Here is a 21,065-nt window from a genome sequence, read left to right as displayed (position 1 = left end):
TTCATAATATCGCGAAATACGTTCTGTTTTTTTACCAGCCTCCTCAAGAATGCCTTCTTGCAGACAAAAAATGTTCATATATGGACAAATATTGTCCAATAGCGTACAAGTGCGGACACAAAAAGTCCGACAGTCCCGCGCGCTCCCCTTGCGTTTTTGCGGAGAGTGAACTGACCGGCATCCACGGAGCCGCCATGCCCCTTTACCTGGAAAATATCCCTGCCTTGGCTACGGAAATAAGCCAGAAACTCATGACAGAGCTGACCGCTTCCACCAGCCGCAAAAATTTTTTTTCTTCTCTCTCGGCGCTGCTGCGCGCCCACATTGCCTTTGACCGCCTGTGCATCAACCTCTATGACCAGGCCGGGGACATGCTCATCTACTTCACGGCCGCCCAGGGAACCATCGCCAGCACGCTTTCACCCGTGCGCCCCGCCGAAACGTCCACCACCGTGGCCGGACGCGTCATTGCTTCGCGCAAGCCCGTGATCATCACGGATTTCAGCAGGGATTTTCCCGATGGCGACCCCCACCCCATTGCCGAAGCCGGGCTTACCGCCACCATGGCCTTTCCCCTGATCCTGGACGACGAGATCTTCGCCACCCTGCACTGCTCCTTTGCCCGGAAACCCGACCATATTTACGAATACGCCACGCTCCTTCTGGCCCTGTCGCCCCCGCTGGCCACCTGTCTGGGCGCCATTCTTTCTCTGGAGCAGGTGCGCAGAAAAGGCTGTCTGCAATGCCAACCCCTGATCCCTCCGCTGGAAAACGATGACGACATTGTCTGCCACAGCCCGGCCATGCGCGAAGTCATGCGCAAGGTGGACGCTGTCAGCGGCCTCAACATCCCCGTGCTGCTGCTGGGCGAAACAGGAACGGGCAAAAGCCTTCTGGCCCATGCCATCCACCGGAGAAGCCCCCGGAAAAATTCCCATTTCGTCAAAGTGAACTGCCCATCACTGCCGCAGACCCTGTTTGAGAGCGAGCTGTTCGGCCATGCCAAGGGGTCTTTTACCGGAGCGGTGAGCAAACGTGTGGGGCGTTTTGAACTGGCCCACGGGGGAACGCTTTTTCTGGACGAGATCGCGGAGCTTTCGCCGGAAATGCAGAGCAAATTCCTCCAGGTGCTGGAGGACGCCAGTTTCGAGCGGGTGGGAGAAAGCGTTTCACTGGCTGTGGATGTGCGGGTTCTGGCGGCAACCAATGTCCATCCCGGGGATGCCGTCAGGCGGAAAAAACTGCGCGCGGACCTCTTTTACCGCCTGTCGCCCTGCTCCATCGAGCTGCCTCCCCTGCGCCGCCGGCAAGAGGACATTCCGCCTCTGGTGACCGCCCTTTCAGCCCAGGTCAGCGCAACACTGGGCCTGCCCGCGGCCTCTTTCGGCAATGCCCTGCTGGCGCCGCTCACGCAGTATCCTTGGCCGGGGAACGTCAGGGAACTGCGCAACGTGTTGAGCAAACTGCTGGTCCTGCGCAGCATGGGCAGAACCCTGACCACGGGTCTGCTTGAGGGCGTTTTGAAAGAAAACAGCCGCACCATGGGGCACGGCTCCGAAAACTGCCCGGAGCCGGAATCTGTGCAGCGCCCCGCACGGAGAAAGGATGTTTTGCCGGAAGATCTTGTGGAAGAAAGGGATGAAACCCTGGCCGCTCTGGAGAAGGAGCATATCCTGCGGGTGCTGCGGCGCACGGGCGGCGTTCTTTCCGGCCCGCGGGGCGCTGCCGCCGCGCTGGGTCTGCCCCGGAGCACCCTGCTGCACCGCATGCGCAAGCTCGGCCTGCGCTGAACGCCCGGTTTTGCCGCAACCGGGCGACCCTGTCGGGCAAGGCAAGGCTGGTCACCCCCGCATGAGGACGGTTGACCTGTCTGGCTTGCAGCAGGCCAAAAAAATCAGGAGCTTCAAAAAGTCCGCGAAAATATCCGGCGCTTTACTCCCACGCCTGCGTGATCAGTTCGTACAGCCGCAGGGAAAGGGCCACCAGATCCGGCTTGGTAAACTGGGCATCCGCGCCCACCACCGCGCACTTCTTGGACAGGCTGTCGTTGATCATGGACGAAAAGATGGCCACAGGCAGTTTGCGCAGAATGGGATCTTCCTTGATGTGCTTGCAGAGAGCCAGACCATCCATGGCGGGCATCTCGATATCCGTAATGACACCCTGCACAAAGTCGGAAATGGGGCGCTGCTCGGCCTCGCACTGCTCGCGCAGAGCCACGAGCCTGTTCCAGCCCTCCTGGCCGTTGACGCTCTGCTCCACCTCAAAGCGCCCTTCCTTGTTGAGCAGGTCCAGCAACAGATTGCGCACGCTGCGGGAGTCGTCCACATGCAGGATCTTGTACGTCCTGCCCTCGCCAAATTTCACGGCATCCGCCTCAAAACGCAGGGCCATGGCCGGATACAGTTCGGCCACAATGGCTTCCAGATCCAGCAGAAAGACCACACGCCCCTCAAGACGCACAACCCCCGTGACCGAACCGCGGCTCATGGTTTGCAAAAACTGGCCCGGAGCTTCCACGTCCGTCCAGCTCAACCGGTAGATGCGGCTGACGCCGGAAACCAGAAAGCCCGTGCGCACGCCGTTGAACTCGGTCACAATGACCTTGGCGTCGGCATTGTCGATGGGGGCGCTGTCCAGAAACTGGGCCATGTCGATGAGCGGCACAATGCTGCCGCTGCGGTGCAGAAACGCGCCGAGAAGCGCCCTGTGGCGCATTTCGGGCATGACCGTGACGGGTTGGCGCCGCCCTATCTCCACCACCTTGGCCACGTTGAGCCCGTAATGGGCCTCATAGCCATCCTGGTTGACGTAGAACTCGACAATTTCGAGCTCGTTGGTGCCGGTTTCCAGCAATATATTGGTCTGGGCCATCAAAAAACTCCGTCGCTATCCGAGTCCGGGCTTGGGTACGCTCTGCCTTCTTATCGGCGCGGAGCGGCAGCCGTTTAGGGCCAAAGCCCATTTTCGCTCCGGCAGGCTCAGGGCATCTCCGCAAAAAGTGCCGTGGACATATAGCGTTCGCCCGTATCACAGGCAAAGGTCACGATATTTTTGCCCTTCATCCCGGGCCGCGCAGCCACGTCAAGGGCCGCGCGCACGTTGGCGCCGGTGGATATGCCTGCCAGTATCCCTCTGGACATGAGCAGGCGCGCTGTTTTCAGGGCGGCCTGACCATCGGCCAGCAGAATTTCGTCCAGCAGGCTGCGGTCAAGAATTTCCGGCACAAAACCCGCACCAATGCCCTGAATGGGGTGCGCCCCCGCCGTACCGCCGGAAAGCACCGGCGATGCCGCAGGCTCCACGGCAATGACCCGAAAGCCCGCAATGCGCTCCTTCAAAAAACGGCCCACGCCGGTGATGGAGGAACCGGAGCCTACCCCGGCCACCAGAACGTCCATCTTGCCCACGCTGTCCCTGAAAATTTCCGGCCCGGTGGTCTTGTAGTGCGCCTGCACGGCCTCGGGATTGGTAAACTGCCCCAGAAGGCGGCCGTCCTCCTGCTCCGCAATGCGCCGGGCTTCCGCCACGGCGCCGGCCATTCCCTGCCCGGCGGGAGTGAGCACAAGCCTGGCCCCCAGCCCCTTGAGCAGATTGCGGCGTTCCAGGCTCATGGATTCGGGCATGGTCAGAACCGCGCGCAGACCGCGCGCAGACGCCACCAAAGCCATGCCGATGCCCATGTTGCCGCTGGTGGCCTCCACCACAAGACCGCCTTTTTCCAGTTCTCCCCACTGCAAGGCGCTCTCGACAAGGTGAAAGGCCACCCTGTCCTTGATGGAGCCGCCGGGATTGCGATTTTCCAGCTTTATCCAGACTGTGCCCGGCAAATCGTCGGACAGATCCAGACGCAACAGGGGAGTATTGCCGATGGTTTGCAAAACAGAAGTAAACATGGCTGCACCCCGTGGCGGGAGGTTTTGCCTGCGCGCCGCTTTTTCGCACGCACTGTACGAAGCCCGGGGCGGGACGCAAGCTTTACAAAGGCTGTTTTTTGCCTGACACTGCACGGAAAGAGTAGAGGAAAGTCCTTTTTTTGGCAATTTTTCCCAAACCCGGCTGCCAGCGCAGTGGAGGCTCCCATGAGATTGCCGCAGACAGTGTTTCTGCCCCTTGCTCTCGTTTTCTGCCTTTTTGCGGGCACGGCCCAGGCCAAACCGGACACCATAGCACTCTACATCGAAGCCCTGCTTGCGGGTGATGCGCCTGCCCTGGAAAAACTCCTGGCCCCCAACTACTGGCATGTGAGCACCAACGGGCACATTCAGGACAAGGAGCATTTCATCAACAGCATCAGGAACAGAAAGCTGGTGGTCAGCCGGATGACCTTCAGCAATGCCCGCACCGTCATGATCGGCGAGGCAAAGCTGGTCACTGCCACCGGCTACCTCAAGGCCACATCGCCGCATCCCTTGCCGGAAGGGCTCCTGCGCTTCACCCTTGTCCTTGTCAAGACCGGCCGGGGCGAACAGGTCGTCCTCTATCAGGGCACTCCGGTGATTCCCGGCAAGGACTGCGACGACGGCAATTGCGACATTCAGTAGACAGACGGTGCCGGACGGCGCGTCCGGCACCGGATCCGTATTCAGAAGCGTCCCGCCGAGGTGATCAGCACCATATCGGTGGGGACATCATCGTGCATGCCCTGGGACTTTGTTTTGACGGCGGCGATTTTGTCCACCACGTTCATGCCTTCCGTGACCCGGCCGAAAACGCAGTAGCCCCATCCGTCCGGCGTGGGGGAAGTGTGGTCCAGAAAGGCATTGTCCACCAGATTGATGAAAAACTGGGCCGTGGCGCTGTGCGGGTCGCGGGTACGGGCCATGGCCAGAGTTCCGCGCGTGTTTTTCAGGCCGTTGTCCGCTTCGTTGGGCACAGGCTCGCCGGTGGGCTTCTCGTCCATGCGCGGGCCGAGGCCGCCCCCCTGGATCATGAAGCCCTTGATAACCCTGTGAAAAATGGTGTTGGCGTAAAAACCGCTGTCCACATACTGCAAGAAGTTGGCAACGGTTTTGGGAGCCTTGTCGGGAAAAAGCTCCACCAGAATGTCTCCGGAAGAGGTTTCCAGCAGAACCGTGGGATTGTCAGCCATGTATGCTCTCCTTCAAGGATGTATGGTGCCGACGGCCCATCGGCCCCCTCCGGGGGCAGGGCTGCGGCTTCAGGGCTGCGCAGACAGCGCCTGCTGCACAAACGTGCGGGCAACGTGCCTTTTGCGCCCGAAAAAACATAGACCAAGGCTCCGGGGATGACAATGCAAACAAAGCAGGCTACACGAAAAGGCATGCCCGCCACTTCCACCCCCGCGCCTCTTTTCGCCGCGTCCCCGACAGCTTCCAGGCATCTGCCGCCCGCAGAGCATTTGCCGGAACTGGGGCAGGCCCTGCTGGACTGGTTCGCCGCCAACCAGCGCGCCCTGCCCTGGCGCAACGGTTATGCGCCCTACCAGGTCTGGATATCCGAAGTCATGCTCCAGCAAACCCGTATGGAGCGCGGTGTGGACTATTTTCTGCGCTGGATGGAGCGTTTTCCCGATGTCGCCACGCTGGCCCGCGCCGATGAGGAGGAGGTTCTGCGCCTTTGGGAAGGGCTTGGCTACTACTCCCGCGCGCGGCATGTGCTGGCCGCTGCCCGCCAGATCATGGAGCGGCACGGGGGCGTTTTTCCGTCGGACCCTGCCCACATCCGCGCGCTCCCCGGCGTGGGGCCGTACACGGCGGGAGCCATTGCCAGCATCGCCTTTGGCTCCATGCTGCCCTGCGTGGACGCCAATGTGGAGCGCGTCATCGCCCGTGTTTTTGACGTGGACGGGCCGGTCAAGCAGGAGCCTGCGGCGGGCGTGGTGCGCGTCTGGGCCTTGCGGCTGGTGCCCGAGGGCAAGGCGCGGGAGCACAACCAGGCCATCATGGAACTGGGGGCCCTGATCTGCGGCAAAAAACCGCGTTGTCCCGCCTGCCCGCTGCAAAGATATTGCATCAGCCACTATCTGGGCATTGAGAAACAGCGCCCCGTGCGCGGCAAACCTGCGGCCATCAGGCCCATCCAGACCGTTGCCGGCGTGCTGCGCCACGCTGGACGCCTCTTTGTCCAGAAGCGCCCGCCTTCGGGCGTCTGGGGGGGGCTGTGGGAATTTCCGGGAGGCCGCATCGAACCGGGTGAAGACGCGCCGTCCGCCATTGTCCGCGAATTTCTGGAAGAAACCGGCTTCACCGTACGCGTAACGCACGGCCTGGGCCTCATCCGGCACGGCTATACCACCTACCGCCTGAGGCAACACTGTTTCGGGCTGGAACTGGAAAGCTGCATGCAGACGGGCAAACCTCCCCTGCCGCCCTGCCTGACAGCGGCCACCGACGCCCGCTGGGTCACCATGGACGAACTGAACTGGCTGGCCATGCCCGCTGCCCACCGCAAACTGGCCGATCTTCTGTAGGCTTTGCGGCGATGCATGCGCAACGACATCCCGTGCCGGGCAAAAAAGCGGGCAGCGCGGACTGTCGCCCCAAATACTGCTTGACAAAACTTCCGTCCCGGCATAAAAATTTTTATTCAAAGCGGCGATGCACGCGTTGCCGCAACATCCTGATGAGGACAATGTTCCACGGGGTGGCCTTTGAACGGGCCCCCTTTTTTTTGTCCGCAAGGAAGGGCATGACAGACAACGATCTCAAAGCCGCCGTCACCCGCCTGGCCGCGCCCGTGGTCACAAGCCTGGGTCTGGTCATATGGGGAGTGGAGGTTCTCCGCGCCGGGCGCACCGTGGTGCGCCTGTTTGTGGATGTTCCCTCTCCCGGCGGAGCGCCCTGCCCGACGGACCTTCCCGCCCGGACAGACGGTGACGAGCAGGACATGGCCGCCCTTTCGGCCAGTCTGGATCAGTGCGAAGAAATATCCCGCCATCTGGGCCTTGCCCTGGAGGTGGAGGACGTTGTCCCCGAAGCCTATGTGCTGGAGGTTTCCACGCCCGGCCTGACCCGCCTCTTTTTCTGCCTCGCGCAGATGCGTCCCTATCTGGGATCCGTGGTGGAAGCCCGGCTGCTGGAAGCCGTGGACGTTCCCGGCGGCGGGCATCCCCGTCGGCTGTGGCGCGGCGTACTGGACGCCGTGGAAGACGATGCCTTTGTGCTCTCTCCGGCAACCATTTCCCCGGAGGGGCTGGTAGAACCGGAAAATGTTTCGCCCGTGCGCATACCCTGGCACACGGTGCGCCGGGCCTGCCGCATGTATATTTTTGCAAAACCGCAAAAACCGGGCAAAGGGCCGAAGCGCGCCCCAAACAAACCGGAACGCGGCAAACAGACGGTGAAACAGCGTTGACCCGTGACGCTACAGGTCGGACAACCATGCCGGAATCTGCGATTTCATGCCGCATGCGCGGCTGCCGGAGGCACTCATGAATCTCGAACTCAAAAAGGCCATTGACCAGATCAGCAAGGACAAGGGCCTCAATCGCGACATGCTCATTTCCACCCTTGAAGATGCCGTGCGCACCTCCGTTCTGCGCCGCTTCAACGAGAATATGGACGTGGAAGTGAGCTATAACGACGAAACGGGCGACATTGAGGTCTACCAGTTCAAAATAGTCATGGCCGACGGCGATGTGGCCAATCCCGACCTCCAGATCGAGCTTTCCGAAGCGCGCACCCACGATCCTTCGGTTCAGGTGGACGACGAAGTGGGCTTTCGCGTCAAGGTGGAAGACCTGGGACGCATCGCGGCCCAGTCGGCCAAGCAGGTGATCATCCAGCGCATGCGCGATGCCGAACAGGAAATCATTTTCGGGGAATACAAGGATCGCGTGGGCGAAATCGTGTCCGGCACAGTGCAGCGGCGCGACAAGAACGGCTGGGTGGTCAACCTGGGCCGCACCGAGGCTCTATTGCCGCGCGAGGAGCAGATCCCGCGCGAACACTACAAACGGGGCGACCGCCTGCAGGCCCTGATTATCGAAGTCCGCCAGGAAGGACGCGGCCCGCAGGTCATCATTTCCCGTGCGCACAGGGACTATATGGCTGCCCTCTTTCGTCGCGAAGTGCCGGAAGTGGATGACGGCGTGGTTCAGGTCATGGGCGTTGCCCGCGACCCCGGTTCCCGCGCCAAGGTGGCCGTGCTCTCGCGCGAGCGGGACGTGGACCCGGTGGGCGCCTGCGTGGGCGTGCGCGGTTCGCGCATCCAGAATATCGTGCAGGAACTGCACAACGAGCGCATCGACATTGTCGTCTGGAGCCCCGACATCGCCACCTATGCCCGCAACGCCCTGGCCCCCGCTCTGGTCTCGCGCATTGTGGTGGATGACGAGGAAAATCTGCTGGAAGTCATTGTTCCCGACGACCAGTTGACCAACGCCATCGGCCGCAAGGGGCAGAACGTCAAGCTGGCTGCGCGCCTTCTGGGCTGGAAGCTCGATATCTTCACCGAGAGCCGCTACAACGAGGCCAATGCCATCGGGCACGGCCTGGAGCAGGTGGCCAGCGTGGCCGAAGTTTCGCTTGAGGCTCTGCTCAGCGCCGGATACAGATCGCTGGACAGCCTGCGCACGGCTTCCGATGAGGACCTGGCCGAAAAACTGGGCCTCAGCGCGGCGCACATTTCCGATCTGCGTTCGGCCATCAACTTTTTGGCGCCTCCGAGCCCCGCGCCGGATGCAGCCGCAACACTTCAGGGCGAACCCGCCGGGGACGGCGCGAATGGCGGAGAGCAATAGCCGCAGGAAACAGCGCCCTGAAAGCCCGGTGCGCATGTGCGTCATCTGCCGCCGCCGCTTTCCCAAGGAAACCCTGACACGCAATGTTCTGGTGCAGGGAGTTTTGACGATTGACGCGGAAAAAACCAGTCCGGGCAGAGGCTGGTATGTGTGTTCCGATCCTGTCTGCATCGCGCGATTGGCAAGGTTCAGACCCGGAATGCGGCGCAAGGGGAGAAAACATGTCTGACGGAAGAATCAAGCTCAAGGCCCTTGGTGAGGAAATTTCCCGCGATCCCAAGGAAATTCTGGCCCTTGCCCGTGAAATGGGCATGGCGGTAAAAGCCGTTACAGGCTCGGTGAGTCTGGAGGAAGCCGCGCGCCTGCGCAACCGCTTTGCCGAAGAAAAGCGCGCCGAAACACAGCCCAGCGTCATTGTGCGCCGCCGCCGCAAGGAGACGCCGCCCGTTGCCGAAAACTCCGGCGGGCCGGACTCCCCGGCCACGGAAAAAGCCGAAAGCCCGGCAAGCGTTGCCCCTGTGGAAGAAAAGCCCGCTCCCCCGGCGGATGAACCGGCAGAAGACAAGCCCGCCCGCGCGCCCGGCAAGGCGCAGCCCGCCGCCCGCGTCATCAGCCGCCCGGACGACCTGCCGTCCGCTCCGGAAGACACGCCCGCCCCCCCTGTCGCAGAGGCATCCCTGCCCGATGCCCTGCAGCCCGATACGCCCCAACCTGCGGCGGTTCTGCCTGATATGCAACCCGGCACACCTGCAGACAAGCCCGTCAAGCCGACCCGCCTGGCCCGCCCCGATGCCTCGGCAGTGCCCGAAGGCTCCTCGGCCCCCACTCTGCCCGCTGCGGCCGCCTCTCCGCGCGCTGATGCGGATGACGCAGAAGCCGACCAGGCCGACGGCGAAAGCGCCCGCGGCATCCGGCGTGAAAACGCTGCTCCCCAGGTGCGCATCATTTCGCGGCCCTCCCCGGCCAGCCAGCCCCGTGGCGATGACCGCGCGCAGCGGCCTGCGGGCGGGCGGCCCGGCGCCCCGCGTGACGCGGCAGCCCGTCCCCCCCGTCCGGGCGGAGGACGCCCCGGCGGCGCGCCCCGTCCTGCTGGCGGCAGGCCCGGCGGTTTCGGCCAGCAGGCCGCGCCTGCGGCTCCTCTGGACAGCCGTGACGGCCAGAGCAAGAAAAAACGCCTCAAGGGTCGGCGTACCGTGGAATTTCAGGGCGATTTCGGCCGCCACGGAGACGACGACAGCGTGCGTCTGAACCGCGGCAAGGGGCGGCGCAAGGGCGGCAAACAGGCCACCCCGCAGACGACCCAGCCCATCAAGGCCGCCAAGAGAAAAATCCGCGTCACCGAGGCCATCCGCGTGGCCGACATGGCCCACCAGATGGGCCTCAAGGCCAACGAGATCATCAAGGTTCTCTTTGGCCTCGGCGTCATGGCCACCATCAACCAGGCGCTGGATATCGACACAGCCACCCTGGTTGCCGCGGAATTCGACTATGAAGTGGAAAAGGCCGGTTTTTCCGAAGACGACTATCTGCTGCCCAAGGAGGCCGACGCGCCCGAAAATCTGAAGCCGCGCCCGCCCGTTGTCACCATCATGGGCCATGTGGACCACGGCAAAACCTCCCTGCTGGACGCCATCCGCAAATCCAACGTGACCGTGGGAGAAGCGGGCGGCATCACCCAGCACATCGGCGCCTACCACGTCAAGACCAAGAAGGGAGAAATCGTCTTTCTGGACACGCCCGGCCACGAAGCGTTTACCGCCATGCGCGCCCGCGGCGCGCAGGTCACGGACCTTGTCATTCTTGTAGTCGCCGCCGACGACGGCGTCATGGAGCAAACCCGCGAGGCCATCAACCATTCGCGTGCCGCCAACGTGCCCATCATGGTGGCTGTCAACAAGATGGACAAGCCCAGCGCGGACCCTGACCGCGTCCTGCGGGAACTGGCGGAACTGGGCCTTCAGGCCGAGGAATGGGGCGGCGATACCATTGTGGCCAAGGTTTCGGCCAAGAGCCGCCAGGGCCTGGACGACCTTCTGGAAATGGTGGCCCTGCAATCGGAAATCATGGACCTCAAAGCCAATCCGGACAAAGCCGCCCGCGGCCATATTGTGGAAGCCAAACTGGACAAGGGGCGCGGCCCCGTGGCCACGGTGCTCATTCAGGAAGGCACGCTCCGGCAGGGCGACAATTTTGTCTGCGGGCCTTTTTCGGGCCGCGTGCGCGCTCTGGTCAACGACCAGGGCAAGAAGGTCAAGGAGGCCGGGCCGTCGCTGCCGGTGGAAATCCAGGGTTTTGAAGGCGTTCCGGAAGCGGGCGAAGAGTTTTTTGTGGTGGCCGACGAAAAGCTGGCCCGCCGCATCGCCGACTCGCGCGCCATCAAGCAGCGTGACCGCGAGCTGGCCTCGGAATCGCGCGTCACTCTGGAAACATTCCTCTCCCAGCGCAAGTCCGATCAGGAAACCCTGACCCTCAACCTCGTGGTCAAGGCCGACGTGCAGGGCAGCCTGGAAGCCATCAGGGAAGCCCTCATCAAGCAGAGCACGGACAAGGTGCGCATCAACGTGGTGCACGGCGGCGCCGGGGCCATCACCGAATCCGACATCATGCTGGCCGCTGCCTCCCAGGCCATCATCATCGGCTTCAACGTGCGCCCCGCAGCCCGGATCAAGGACGTGGCCGAGCACGAAAACGTGGACATCCGCTTTTACGAGATCATCTACAAGCTGGTGGACGACATCAAGGGCGCCATGGCCGGCATGCTGGCCCCGGTGCAGCGCGAGGTGTATCTGGGGCAGGCCGAGGTGCGCAATACGTTCAGCGTGCCCAAGGTCGGCCTGATCGCCGGTTCCTATGTGGCGGACGGCAAGATCGTCCGCAATGCCGGAGCGCGCCTGCTGCGCGACGGCGTGGTCGTGTACACCGGAAAAATCTCCTCCCTCAAGCGGTTCAAGGACGATGCCAGAGAAGTGGTCAAGGGCAACGAATGCGGTGTGGGCCTTGACAACTTCAACGATATCAAAATCGGCGACATCATTGAAACCTTTGAAACTGTTGAAGAAGCGGCAACTCTTTAGCCAGAAGGCGGGCCGCCCTGCAAGGCGGCCCGCCCGTTCGATGCCATGCCCCTTTTTGTGGCGGTTCTGACCGTGGAGTTCAGCCTGGACGGCAACGACAACCTCAAGGCCAAGCGCCGCGTTGCCAACAGCCTGAAACAGAAAACACGCAATACGTTCAACGTGGCCATTGCCGAGGCAGGCACCGAGCAGAGCCTCAGCCGCCTGCGCCTTGCGGTGGTCTCCCTTTCCAACAGCGAAACCCATCTGCGCAGCCGCATGGACAAGTGCGCCCTGATGATGGAGGCCGTCTGCCCGGAAAGAATGACGGACAGCCAGGTGGAAATCTATGCAGCAGACTGACCTTGTGCCCGCGCGCTTTCGCGACGGCGCAGCCCGTATGGCCCAGGCTCTCGCCCGGACGGACAAAATCATCGTGGCCGGGCATGTTGCCCCTGACGGCGATGCCGTGGGCTCCCTGGCCGCCGCAGGGCATGTTTTGCGCGCTATGGGCAAGGAGTTTTTTCTTTACGCCCGCCCCGACGTGCCGCAGTACCTGCGCTTTCTGCCCTTTCCCGGCGTGGTCCGCACCACGCTGGAGCATCCGCCCTTCACCCCGCAGGCCGCCCTGCTGCTGGATTGCGGCGAAGCCTCGCGCCTGGGCGAGGAACTGGCTGAACGCCTGCCGTCTCTGGAAAGCCTGAATATTGACCACCATCTGGGCGGCAGCGGCATGGGCAGCAAGGCCAACTGGGTGGAACCGGAGGCCGCCGCCACCGCCCAACTCATGGCCTATGTGACGCACATGGCCGGACTGCCCCTTGCCGGCGATGTGGCAACCTGTCTGGCGCTGGGCATCATTACCGACACGGGCGGCTTCTGCCACGGCAATACCGACAGTGATGTGCTGGCCCTTGCCGCCCATCTGGCCGCCAACGGCTGCGATATTTCCCTTTTGCGCCACAAGCTGGAAAATGACTGGAGCCTGGGCCGCATGCGGCTGTGGGGAGAACTCATGAGCCGCATCCGCCTGGAGTATGGCGGCAGTGTGGCCTTTTGCCCGGTATTTTTGAAAGACATGCAGGTCTTTCAGGCTCTCAGGGAGGATCTGGAAGGCTTTGCGGAGCAGATGCGCCGCTTGCGGGGGGTTTCTGTGGCCGTGTTCCTGCGGGAAGACGCTCCCGGCCTGTGCAAGTTCAGCCTGCGCTCCTACGGAGCCACGGACGTTCGCGCCGTAGCCGCGCTGCTGGGCGGGGGCGGCCACCGCAACGCGGCCGGCGGCACCCTGCACATGGGCATGGAAGAAGCGCAGACCACACTGCTGGCCGCTGTTTCTGACGTGTTGGGCGGATTGTGCCCCCCTAAAAATAGTACACAGAAAACGGATAATGCCTGTGCAGAGGCAAACCTTCAAGGCTACTCTTCCGCACGCAGAAGCGCGTCCACCGCAGATAGCTTAAAGTTCTCCAAATAGCACTGTAGAGATGGTCCCCACTGTTCGAACAGTAATGTCTCCTTTTTTCAGAAAAAACTTGCTGCCACAGCACCATCAGCTTGTCTTTGCTTTGCGGATAACGTAACTTAAAAATTTGGTGCGCTTGGACATAACTATGCTCCGGCATTGCCGTTGCCGTAAAAAAACTGGCGCTTTTCAGACAAAAACCGGTGCCCGTGCCGGAGTAGAAACGGAATAACATGTTTAACGGAAAAACAATTCTTATCACCGGCGGAACAGGGTCTTTTGGCAAAAAATGTGCTGAAATCCTGTTGAAGAACTACAAGCCGAAACGGCTGATCGTTTTTTCGCGCGACGAACTCAAACAGTTTGAAATGGCGCAGACATTCTCCCTCCAGGCATACCCCTGCATGCGTTATTTCATCGGTGACGTACGCGACAAGGAACGCCTGTACCGGGCCTTTCGCGGTGTCGACTATGTGATCCACGCCGCCGCGCTCAAGCAGGTTCCCGCTGCCGAGTACAATCCAACGGAATGCATCCGTACGAATGTCACCGGTGCAGAAAACATCGTGAACGCCGCTGCGGACTGTGGCGTGAAAAAAGTTGTCGCTCTGTCTACAGACAAGGCAGTGGCCCCGGTCAACCTGTATGGGGCCACAAAACTTTGTTCAGACAAGCTCTTTATTGCCGCCAATGCCTTCACCGCCTGCGAGACGGTCTATTCCGTAGTGCGCTATGGCAATGTCATGGGCAGCCGGGGCAGCGTTATCCCTTTCTTCATCAAGCAACGCGAGGCAGGCGGCCCACTGACCGTCACCGATGCCCGCATGACGCGCTTCTGGATCACTCTGGAGCAGTCCGTGCATATGGTGCTGCGGTCTTTTACGCTCTCCGGGGGCGGTGAGGTTCTCGTGCCCAAGATTCCCAGCATGAAAATTACCGACCTGGCCGAAGCTATTGCTCCCGGCATGTCCACCGTGGAGGTGGGAATTCGCCCCGGCGAAAAACTCCACGAAACCATGATTACCCGCGAAGACTCGCGACACACCATCGACATTGGCGATTACTACGTCATCAAACCGGAAACCTTTCCCTATCGAGGCCCGAACGGGAAGCCCGTGCCCGAAGGTTTTGAATACAATTCCGGCACCAATGGACAATGGCTGAGCGTGCCCCAGTTGCGCAGCACCTTGCGTGAACAGGGTTTTGATGTCAGGTAACCGACATGGACGATACTTCTTTTCTTCCCTATGGTCGTCAAATCATCGATGATGCCGACATTCAGGCTGTCGTGGAGACGCTGCGTTCGGACTGGCTGACTACAGGCCCGGCTGTGGAGCGCTTTGAAGCCGATGTCTGCGCGTACACCGGAGCGCGGTACGGTGTGGCCGTCAGCAACGGTACCGCAGCCCTGCATGCGGCCATGTTTGCTCTGGGTATTGGCAAGGGGGATGAGGTCATCGTCACTCCCATGACCTTTGCCGCTTCGGCCAACTGCATTCTGTATCAAGATGGTACGCCTGTTTTTGCCGATGTGGACGCCGACACTCTGCTGCTTGATCCGGCGGCAGTGAAGGCGGCCATTACTCCGCGTACCAAGGCCATCATCGCAGTGGATTACGCAGGGCAACCCTGCGACTGGGATGCGTTGCGCGCCATTGCCGACAGGCACCATCTGGCTCTGGTAGCGGACAGCTGCCATGCTTTGGGCGCGGTATACAAAGGCCGTCGCGTAGGGACGCTGGCAGACATCACAGTGTTCAGCTTTCACCCTGTCAAGCATATCACCACGGGCGAAGGAGGGATGGCCGTAACCGCTGATGCCACGCTTGCGGCCCGGATGCGGGCCTTTCGCGGGCACGGCATCACCACTACGGCCAGCCAGCGCGAAAAGACCGGCGCATGGTTTTATGAAATGACCGAACTGGGCTACAACTATCGCATCACGGACTTCCAATGCGCTTTGGGCAGTGCGCAACTCAAAAAGCTGGACACCTGGATTGAAAAGCGCAACCATCTGGCACGGCGGTATGATGTCGCTTTTGCGGGCACGGCCTTCTGCCCGCTTGCCAGGCATACGCATGTTTTCCACGCTTACCATTTGTATGTGGTGCGCACGCCAGCCAGGGATGAGGTTTTCAAGCGCTTGCGCGGAGCTGGCATCGGCGCCAACGTCCATTATGTGCCCATATATCTGCATCCGTACTATCAGAGCTTGGGCTACAACGCAGGCTTGTGCCCTATAGCAGAGACGGCCTACGGACAGATTTTGACACTACCCCTCTGGCCAAGTATGGATGATGAAGATATAAGGCGAGTGTGTGTTGCCGCCGGATTGTCCCGAAAAAATCGGAATCCCTGTCAAGAACCATCTCTTCATGCTGATGAGGATTTTTATGGAACCGGAGATTCTCACAGAACGTCTTTTACTTCGCAGACCAACAGTATCTGACATTACGGAAGAATATATACAATGGATGAATAATCCCGATGTAAACCGTTTTCTGGAAGTGCGTCATCGCAGGCATACCAGAGAAAGTTGCGCTGCCTACGTCAAAATGCGCCGTGAAAATTCCCAACTCGGCCTGCATTTCGGCGTGTTCGCAAATCATGGCAAACTTTTTATAGGGACAGTGACATTTAACGGATTTCACGCGTTGTACAAAACAGCGGACATCTCTTTTGTCATCGGGCATCCACAGGCGCAACGCAAGGGATACGCCACGGAAGCTGTTGCGGGCGCGTGCCGTTTTGCTTTTCGTGAACAAGGACTCTTCAAGGTTACCGGAGGGCACTACGCCAATAATATCGAATCGTTGAGAGTCTTTCAAAAAAATGGATTTCATATTGAAGGAATTCTCCGTGCACAGCATGTCAATGCTGAGGGCGTACGAGGGGATAGCATTGTTCACGGACTCTTGGCCACAGAGTTTGAAAGTTTCCATTCCCAGCAAGCATGATAAAAAAATGACAAACAGACTCATCCTTGGCACCGCGCAACTGGGACAAGCTTACGGCATAGCCAATGCCAGCGGTCAGCCGGACCAGCAGGAGGCCAATGCCATCGTCCGTACCGCGTGGGACGGTGGTATCGTATATTTTGACACGGCGCAGGGGTATGGTGCTAGCGAATCCGTGCTGGGGGCAGCCTTGCGGGCTTGTGGTGCGGGGAAGGCCGCCCGTGTCATCACCAAACTGGTTTCCGTGCTTCCCACAAACCCTTCCTCCCTCCGCGCTTCCGTCATGCGTTCGCTGACGGAATTGGGCATACCGAAGATCTTCTGCCTCATGCTGCACCGTGAGGAACAGCTTGCCCTGCTGGACGGCTGGCAGGGAGCAGTTATGGAAGATCTACTGGTTCAGGGAAAGACGGATTACATCGGTATCTCGGTGTATACCCCTGAGGCTGCCTTGCAGGCATTGGCTCACAGGCTCGTTGCCGTGGTGCAGATCCCTGCCAGCCTTTTCGACCGAAGGTTTGAAGCCGCGGGAGTTTTCGCCGCCGCCCGTGACATGGGCAAGGAATTGCATGTGCGTTCCGTTTTTCTGCAAGGGGCTCTGGGAATGCTGCCGGAGCATTTGCCGGATTTTTTGGCTGGCTTGGCGCCAGCGCTGGTCTCCCTGAGGCGGATTGCCCTGGAAGTGGACTGCTCTCCCCTGCAACTGGCGCTGGTATGGATGTTGCGGCGCCATCCTGACCAGCGCATTCTGTTCGGCGCGGAACAGGCTGCGCAGGTACGGAACAATCTTGACTTTGCTCATGCGGCTGCTACCTTTTCTCCGGCGGTTCTGCAGCGCCTTGATGCCGTTTTTCCGCCGCAGCTTCCTGAACTTCTCAATCCTGCCCTGTGGCGAAGGTAGATGCCATGCTCCAGTCCCAAAAACTTCAGCTTGAAGGTCGCAAGCGTATACCGGGCATGACGCAGTTGTTGTCCAAGCGTCCCGACATGTTCTCGTTGGGCGTCTGGCCCGGATATTACAGCAGGGCCAAGGGCGCGAAAGTATGGGATCTGGACGGCAGAGAATATCTCGACATGTCCATCGGCGGCATTGGCGCGTGCGTGTTGGGCTATGCGGATGATGAGGTGGACGATGCCGTCGCGCGGGTTGTCCGCAATGGCGTGGCCTGCTCGCTCAACTGCCCGGAAGAGGTGGAATTGGCCAACCTTTTGTGTGATGTTCACCCGTGGGCGGACATGGTGCGCTATGCCCGTGGCGGCGGCGAGGCCTTGAGTATCGCCGTACGCATAGCCAGAGCGTACACGGGCCGTGATGTGGTGGCCTGTTGCGGCTATCACGGTTGGAGCGACTGGTATTTGGCCGCCAACCTGGCGGAAGATTCGGCCTTGGACGGGCATCTCATGCCGGGGCTTGCCCCGTCCGGCGTACCGCGCGGACTTCAAGGGTCCACCCATACGTTTCGCTATAACCACCCGGAGGAGCTGTGCGCCATTGTGGAAAAACATGGCCGGTCATTGGCAGCGGTGGTTATGGAGCCTGTACGTTCGGCCATGCCGGATCCCGGCTTCATTGAAACCGTCCGGCAGCTTGTCGACGATGTCGGCGCTGTGCTCATCATGGATGAAGTTTCGGCGGGCTTCAGGTACTGCTTGGGCGGAGCGCACTTAGTGCTGCACCAGGTACAGCCGGATATGGCGGTATTTTCCAAGGCGCTGGGCAACGGATATGCCATTTCCGCTGTCATCGGCAAGGCGGATGTCATGCAGGCCGCCCAGAAAACCTTTATCTCTTCCACCAACTGGACGGAACGTGTCGGGCCTGCGGCGGCGCTTGCCTGCATGAAAGCCTATGCCCGGCGCAAACCGTACGAAAAATTTACCCGCCTCGGGCAGCGTATCAAAAAATCCTGGGTGGAACTGGGTGCAGCCCACGGCTTTGCCGCCCACGCCGAAGGCATGGATGCCATGTCGCATTTTGTCTTTGATGAAGATGACTTTCTTGCCTTCAAGGCGTATTTTGTGCAGTGTATGCTTGAGGAGGGTATCCTCGCATCCAGCCTCTGTTACCTTATGGACGCACATACTGATGCGGATGTAGAGCGCTATCTCGCCGCTTGTGGTCGATCTTTCGCCAAGCTGGCTGACGCCAAGAAGGCGGGGGATATTCATGAGCGCCTCAAGGGTGCTCCCGCGACCAGTGGTTTCAAGAGGTTGGCGTAGTAGAGAGTGCGCATGGATATTGCCATCATTACCGCCCGTGGGGGATCCAAGCGTATCCCACGCAAAAATATCCGTCCTTTTCTGGGCAAGCCCATGATCGCTTGGCCTATTGAGGCGGCATTGGCGTCAGGCTGTTTCGGGCACATTCTGGTCAGCACGGATGACGCGGAAATTGCTGATGTTTCCCGCCAGTATGGCGCGGAGGTGCCTTTTTTGCGCCCTGCGGAACTGGCCGATGACTTCACGCACGCGCACAAGGCGGCAAGGCATGCCTTGGAGTGGGCAATGGAATGTTGGGGGGCTATAGAACAATTTTGCCATCTGTATCCTACTGCTCCTTTTTTGTCAGCAGAGCATATCCAGCAAGGCCTCATGCTGATCAGACAAGGAGCACCCAATGCCTATGCCATGCAGCGCGTCCCTTTTCCTGTTTTTCAGATACTTGTACGAAATACAGCCCACGAACTATCGCCACTGTTTTCACAGGATAAGGCGAGCATGCGTTCGCAAGACATGCCAGAGGCTTTTGTTGACGCTGGGCAAATGTACTGGTTTCGGACAGCATATTTTTTGGCACACGAAACTGCGGTCAGTCTCAAAACCGGAGTGATTGAATTGCCCCGGGAAGCCTGTATAGATATTGATACCTTAGAAGACTGGCTTTTTGCTGAGCGAATGGCTGCTGTGATAAAAAAATGAAAATATCTGCTGCCTCTGCTGTACTCATCAGGGCAGATACGCCTACGGGGCTAGGCAGTGGGCATATCCTGCGTATGATTGCACTGGGTCAAGCTTGGCGAAGTAACGGTGGACGGGTTATTTTTGTTACCAACACAGTGTCTGAAGTGCTGCTTTCCCGGTTACACAATGAGGGTTTTGAGGTACATCGAACTATTGGAGCACATCCTGCAAGAGAAGACATTGAAAAAACATTATACCTCGGCCAAACGTGTGCTGTTAGGCATATCGTGCTTGACGGTTATCATTTTGATCGTGTTTATGTACAACACCTCAGGGGGGCTGGGTTTTGTGTTGCAATGGTGGAAGATATCAACCAGCAAGATTTTTATGAGCCAGATATCCTCTTGGTGCCGGCACCTGATGCAAAAAATTATGGCTTTTGTACCGCTCCATGGACAAAAAAATTGTTTGGCCCTGAATATGCCTTGATTCGTAAAGAATTTTTACAGGCAAAGAAACCTCAACGGCTACTTGGACCTTCCCCGCATGTCTTGGTTTCCTTCGGTGGGGAGGATACCCCCAACGCTACCGGTTTGGTCTTGCAGTCTCTGATGACCATTGGATGGCTGGGAAGAGTGTCCGTTGCGTTAGGAGTCTTAAACCTCCACAGAAAGAGATTGATGGAATTTTTGCATAACAACATGCTTGATATTGAAATATTGCCCTTTCAGGATAATATGGCGGATATATTTGGAGAAGTGGATATTTTGGTAGGGGCGGGGGGCGGCACTTGTTGGGAAGCTTGTTTTTTTGGTGTCCCTTCGTTTTGTTTGGCGATTTCGAAAAATCAGGAACCTGTTCTGGAATCTTTGTCCAAGCTCAAGGCTCTTGTCTATGGTGGAAACATATTAACATTGAACAAAAAAGAATTTACATTGCAACTACAAAAATTTTTGCAGTGCCCATCTGATCTGCAAGCTATGAGGGAACATGCACTACAGCTTGTGGATGGAAAAGGGGTTGAAAGATTCATCTATGAAATGTTGAGGAATTCATATGGAAAAGAAATATGTCATAGTTGAGCATCCTGAATATGGATACCGACATTTGTCCCCTATCCCAAGCACTGAAGAAGTTGAAAGATTTTACCGTGAAGAGTTTTACTCTTCACGGTATGGATTGTGCAATGACTCTTCACAAGAAAAGCAGAGCGAAGATCGTATATTTAATCATGGCAGATATGAAGATATATGTACAATCTTGGAAGGACAACTGGGATCTTTGCAGGGGAAATCACTTTTTGACATCGGGTGTGGATTTGGCGAGCTGCTATTATTTGCTCAAGGAAAAGGCATGCAAGTAGCCGGGATGGAAGTTGCTCCGGAGGCAGTTTCTTTTCTTCAGAAAAAAAACATTTCAGTTTTTTTGTCTAATATAGACACAGATTTTTCCCATATCGTGCAAGAAAAACGCTATTCTGTTGTCACGTTGCTGAATGTGCTTGAGCATCTGCGCGAGCCAGCAAGAACGTTGCGAGAAATTCGAGAGCAGCTTTTAGAGCCGAATGGTGTACTGGTAGTTGATGTTCCCAATGAATTTAACCCATTGCAGATGGCTGCACGCGATGTGCTTGGACTTGGCGAATGGTGGGTTGCTGCCCCTGTCCATATTAATTATTTTACTCCAGTTTCATTGCAACGTTTGTTACAAGCTTGCGGATATGAAGTAATAGACTTGCTGTCCAGTTTTCCGCTGGAATTATTTTTGCTGATGGGAGATGTATACGTTGGAGACAATATTTTGGGGCACCAATGCCACAAAAAACGTGTATTATTTGAAGAGAATCTGCGCAAAGCAGGGAAGTCTGCAGAATTGCGTGACTTCTATCGGATGTTGGGGAATGGCGGGTTTGGGCGTCAGATTGTATGCTTTGGAAAAGTTGACGTCTACTCTATGGCTACCCCTCCCAAACAGATAGAGAGGTAACT

At 58.8% G+C, this 21,065-nt stretch carries 20 protein-coding genes; 17 read left to right on the top strand and 3 right to left on the bottom strand.

Translation table 11 applies throughout. The annotated features are described in order from the left end of the window. The first annotated feature begins 194 nt into the window (after positions 1 to 194). Positions 195 to 1,790, top strand: a complete 1,596-nt coding sequence (locus EII23_RS02265; protein ID WP_185702280.1) for a sigma-54-dependent Fis family transcriptional regulator — start codon at positions 195 to 197, stop codon at positions 1,788 to 1,790. 142 nt (positions 1,791 to 1,932) lie between these two features. Here the strand turns inward: EII23_RS02265 and EII23_RS02260 are convergent, their stop codons facing one another. Both EII23_RS02260 and cysK read right to left on the bottom strand, forming a co-directional pair. After that, the gene (locus tag EII23_RS02260; protein ID WP_124791710.1) at positions 1,933 to 2,874 is read right to left on the bottom strand and encodes a chemotaxis protein; all 942 of its coding nucleotides are present in this window, start codon (positions 2,872 to 2,874) and stop codon (positions 1,933 to 1,935) included. A gap of 107 nt (positions 2,875 to 2,981) precedes the next feature. Beyond that, positions 2,982 to 3,896 (bottom strand): cysteine synthase A, encoded by a 915-nt coding sequence (gene cysK, locus EII23_RS02255; protein ID WP_124791708.1) that lies wholly within the window; start codon positions 3,894 to 3,896, stop codon positions 2,982 to 2,984. 186 nt (positions 3,897 to 4,082) lie between these two features. On the opposite strand from cysK, the gene EII23_RS02250 reads away from it, so the two are divergent. Continuing rightward, positions 4,083 to 4,544, top strand: coding sequence for a nuclear transport factor 2 family protein (locus EII23_RS02250; RefSeq protein WP_124791706.1), 462 nt, complete (start codon positions 4,083 to 4,085; stop codon positions 4,542 to 4,544). Between the two features lie 41 nt (positions 4,545 to 4,585). On the opposite strand, the gene EII23_RS02245 is transcribed toward EII23_RS02250, so the two are convergent. Further along, positions 4,586 to 5,092: a peptidylprolyl isomerase gene (locus EII23_RS02245; RefSeq protein ID WP_124791704.1), complete on the bottom strand. Its 507-nt coding sequence runs from the start codon at positions 5,090 to 5,092 to the stop codon at positions 4,586 to 4,588. Between the two features lie 192 nt (positions 5,093 to 5,284). Here EII23_RS02245 and mutY point away from each other — a divergent pair, with 192 nt between their 5' ends. The 15 genes from mutY to EII23_RS02170 all read left to right on the top strand — a co-directional run bounded on the left by mutY (position 5,285) and on the right by EII23_RS02170 (position 21,063). Next, positions 5,285 to 6,433, top strand: a complete 1,149-nt coding sequence (mutY, locus tag EII23_RS02240) for an A/G-specific adenine glycosylase (RefSeq protein WP_124791702.1) — start codon at positions 5,285 to 5,287, stop codon at positions 6,431 to 6,433. Between the two features lie 218 nt (positions 6,434 to 6,651). Next, positions 6,652 to 7,317 carry a ribosome maturation factor RimP gene (gene rimP / locus EII23_RS02235; RefSeq protein ID WP_124791700.1) on the top strand — a complete coding sequence of 222 codons (666 nt, stop codon included), beginning with the start codon at positions 6,652 to 6,654 and terminating at the stop codon, positions 7,315 to 7,317. A 76-nt stretch (positions 7,318 to 7,393) separates the two neighbouring features. After that, complete coding sequence (gene nusA, locus EII23_RS02230) at positions 7,394 to 8,704, top strand: transcription termination factor NusA (RefSeq protein ID WP_124791698.1); 1,311 nt, start codon at positions 7,394 to 7,396, stop codon at positions 8,702 to 8,704. Then, positions 8,688 to 8,933 carry a YlxR family protein gene (locus EII23_RS02225; RefSeq protein WP_185702279.1) on the top strand — a complete coding sequence of 82 codons (246 nt, stop codon included), beginning with the start codon at positions 8,688 to 8,690 and terminating at the stop codon, positions 8,931 to 8,933. The genes nusA and EII23_RS02225 overlap by 17 nt, the downstream gene beginning before the upstream one ends. Continuing rightward, positions 8,926 to 11,778, top strand: a complete 2,853-nt coding sequence (gene infB, locus EII23_RS02220) for a translation initiation factor IF-2 (protein WP_124791694.1) — start codon at positions 8,926 to 8,928, stop codon at positions 11,776 to 11,778. The genes EII23_RS02225 and infB overlap by 8 nt, the downstream gene beginning before the upstream one ends. 45 nt (positions 11,779 to 11,823) lie before the next feature. After that, positions 11,824 to 12,120: a DUF503 domain-containing protein gene (locus EII23_RS02215; protein ID WP_124791692.1), complete on the top strand. Its 297-nt coding sequence runs from the start codon at positions 11,824 to 11,826 to the stop codon at positions 12,118 to 12,120. Beyond that, on the top strand, positions 12,107 to 13,231 hold the full coding sequence (locus EII23_RS02210) for a bifunctional oligoribonuclease/PAP phosphatase NrnA (RefSeq protein ID WP_124791690.1): 1,125 nt from the start codon (positions 12,107 to 12,109) through the stop codon (positions 13,229 to 13,231). The genes EII23_RS02215 and EII23_RS02210 overlap by 14 nt, the downstream gene beginning before the upstream one ends. A 221-nt stretch (positions 13,232 to 13,452) precedes the next feature. Next, positions 13,453 to 14,436: a UDP-N-acetylglucosamine 4,6-dehydratase (inverting) gene (pseB, locus tag EII23_RS02205; protein ID WP_124791688.1), complete on the top strand. Its 984-nt coding sequence runs from the start codon at positions 13,453 to 13,455 to the stop codon at positions 14,434 to 14,436. Between the two features lie 5 nt (positions 14,437 to 14,441). Next, a complete protein-coding gene (gene pseC, locus EII23_RS02200) occupies positions 14,442 to 15,668 on the top strand; it encodes a UDP-4-amino-4,6-dideoxy-N-acetyl-beta-L-altrosamine transaminase (RefSeq protein ID WP_124791686.1) in 1,227 nt (408 codons plus the stop codon). Next, positions 15,613 to 16,176 carry a GNAT family N-acetyltransferase gene (locus tag EII23_RS02195; protein ID WP_185702278.1) on the top strand — a complete coding sequence of 188 codons (564 nt, stop codon included), beginning with the start codon at positions 15,613 to 15,615 and terminating at the stop codon, positions 16,174 to 16,176. Before pseC ends, EII23_RS02195 begins: the two co-directional genes overlap by 56 nt. Positions 16,177 to 16,183: 7 nt before the next feature. Beyond that, positions 16,184 to 17,077: an aldo/keto reductase gene (locus tag EII23_RS02190; RefSeq protein WP_185702277.1), complete on the top strand. Its 894-nt coding sequence runs from the start codon at positions 16,184 to 16,186 to the stop codon at positions 17,075 to 17,077. Positions 17,078 to 17,082: 5 nt separating this feature from the next. Next, on the top strand, positions 17,083 to 18,396 hold the full coding sequence (locus tag EII23_RS02185; RefSeq protein WP_124791680.1) for an aminotransferase class III-fold pyridoxal phosphate-dependent enzyme: 1,314 nt from the start codon (positions 17,083 to 17,085) through the stop codon (positions 18,394 to 18,396). Between the two features lie 12 nt (positions 18,397 to 18,408). Next, positions 18,409 to 19,095, top strand: a complete 687-nt coding sequence (gene pseF, locus EII23_RS02180) for a pseudaminic acid cytidylyltransferase (RefSeq protein ID WP_124791678.1) — start codon at positions 18,409 to 18,411, stop codon at positions 19,093 to 19,095. Beyond that, complete coding sequence (pseG, locus tag EII23_RS02175) at positions 19,092 to 20,159, top strand: UDP-2,4-diacetamido-2,4,6-trideoxy-beta-L-altropyranose hydrolase (RefSeq protein WP_124791676.1); 1,068 nt, start codon at positions 19,092 to 19,094, stop codon at positions 20,157 to 20,159. Before pseF ends, pseG begins: the two co-directional genes overlap by 4 nt. Then, positions 20,134 to 21,063 carry a class I SAM-dependent methyltransferase gene (locus EII23_RS02170; RefSeq protein WP_124791674.1) on the top strand — a complete coding sequence of 310 codons (930 nt, stop codon included), beginning with the start codon at positions 20,134 to 20,136 and terminating at the stop codon, positions 21,061 to 21,063. The genes pseG and EII23_RS02170 overlap by 26 nt, the downstream gene beginning before the upstream one ends. Positions 21,064 to 21,065 lie beyond the last annotated feature (2 nt).

Source organism: Desulfovibrio sp. OH1186_COT-070 (assembly GCF_003860215.1).
In the GTDB taxonomy this organism is placed as follows: domain Bacteria; phylum Desulfobacterota; class Desulfovibrionia; order Desulfovibrionales; family Desulfovibrionaceae; genus Desulfovibrio.
This window is presented reverse-complemented; position numbering and strand designations above follow the sequence as displayed.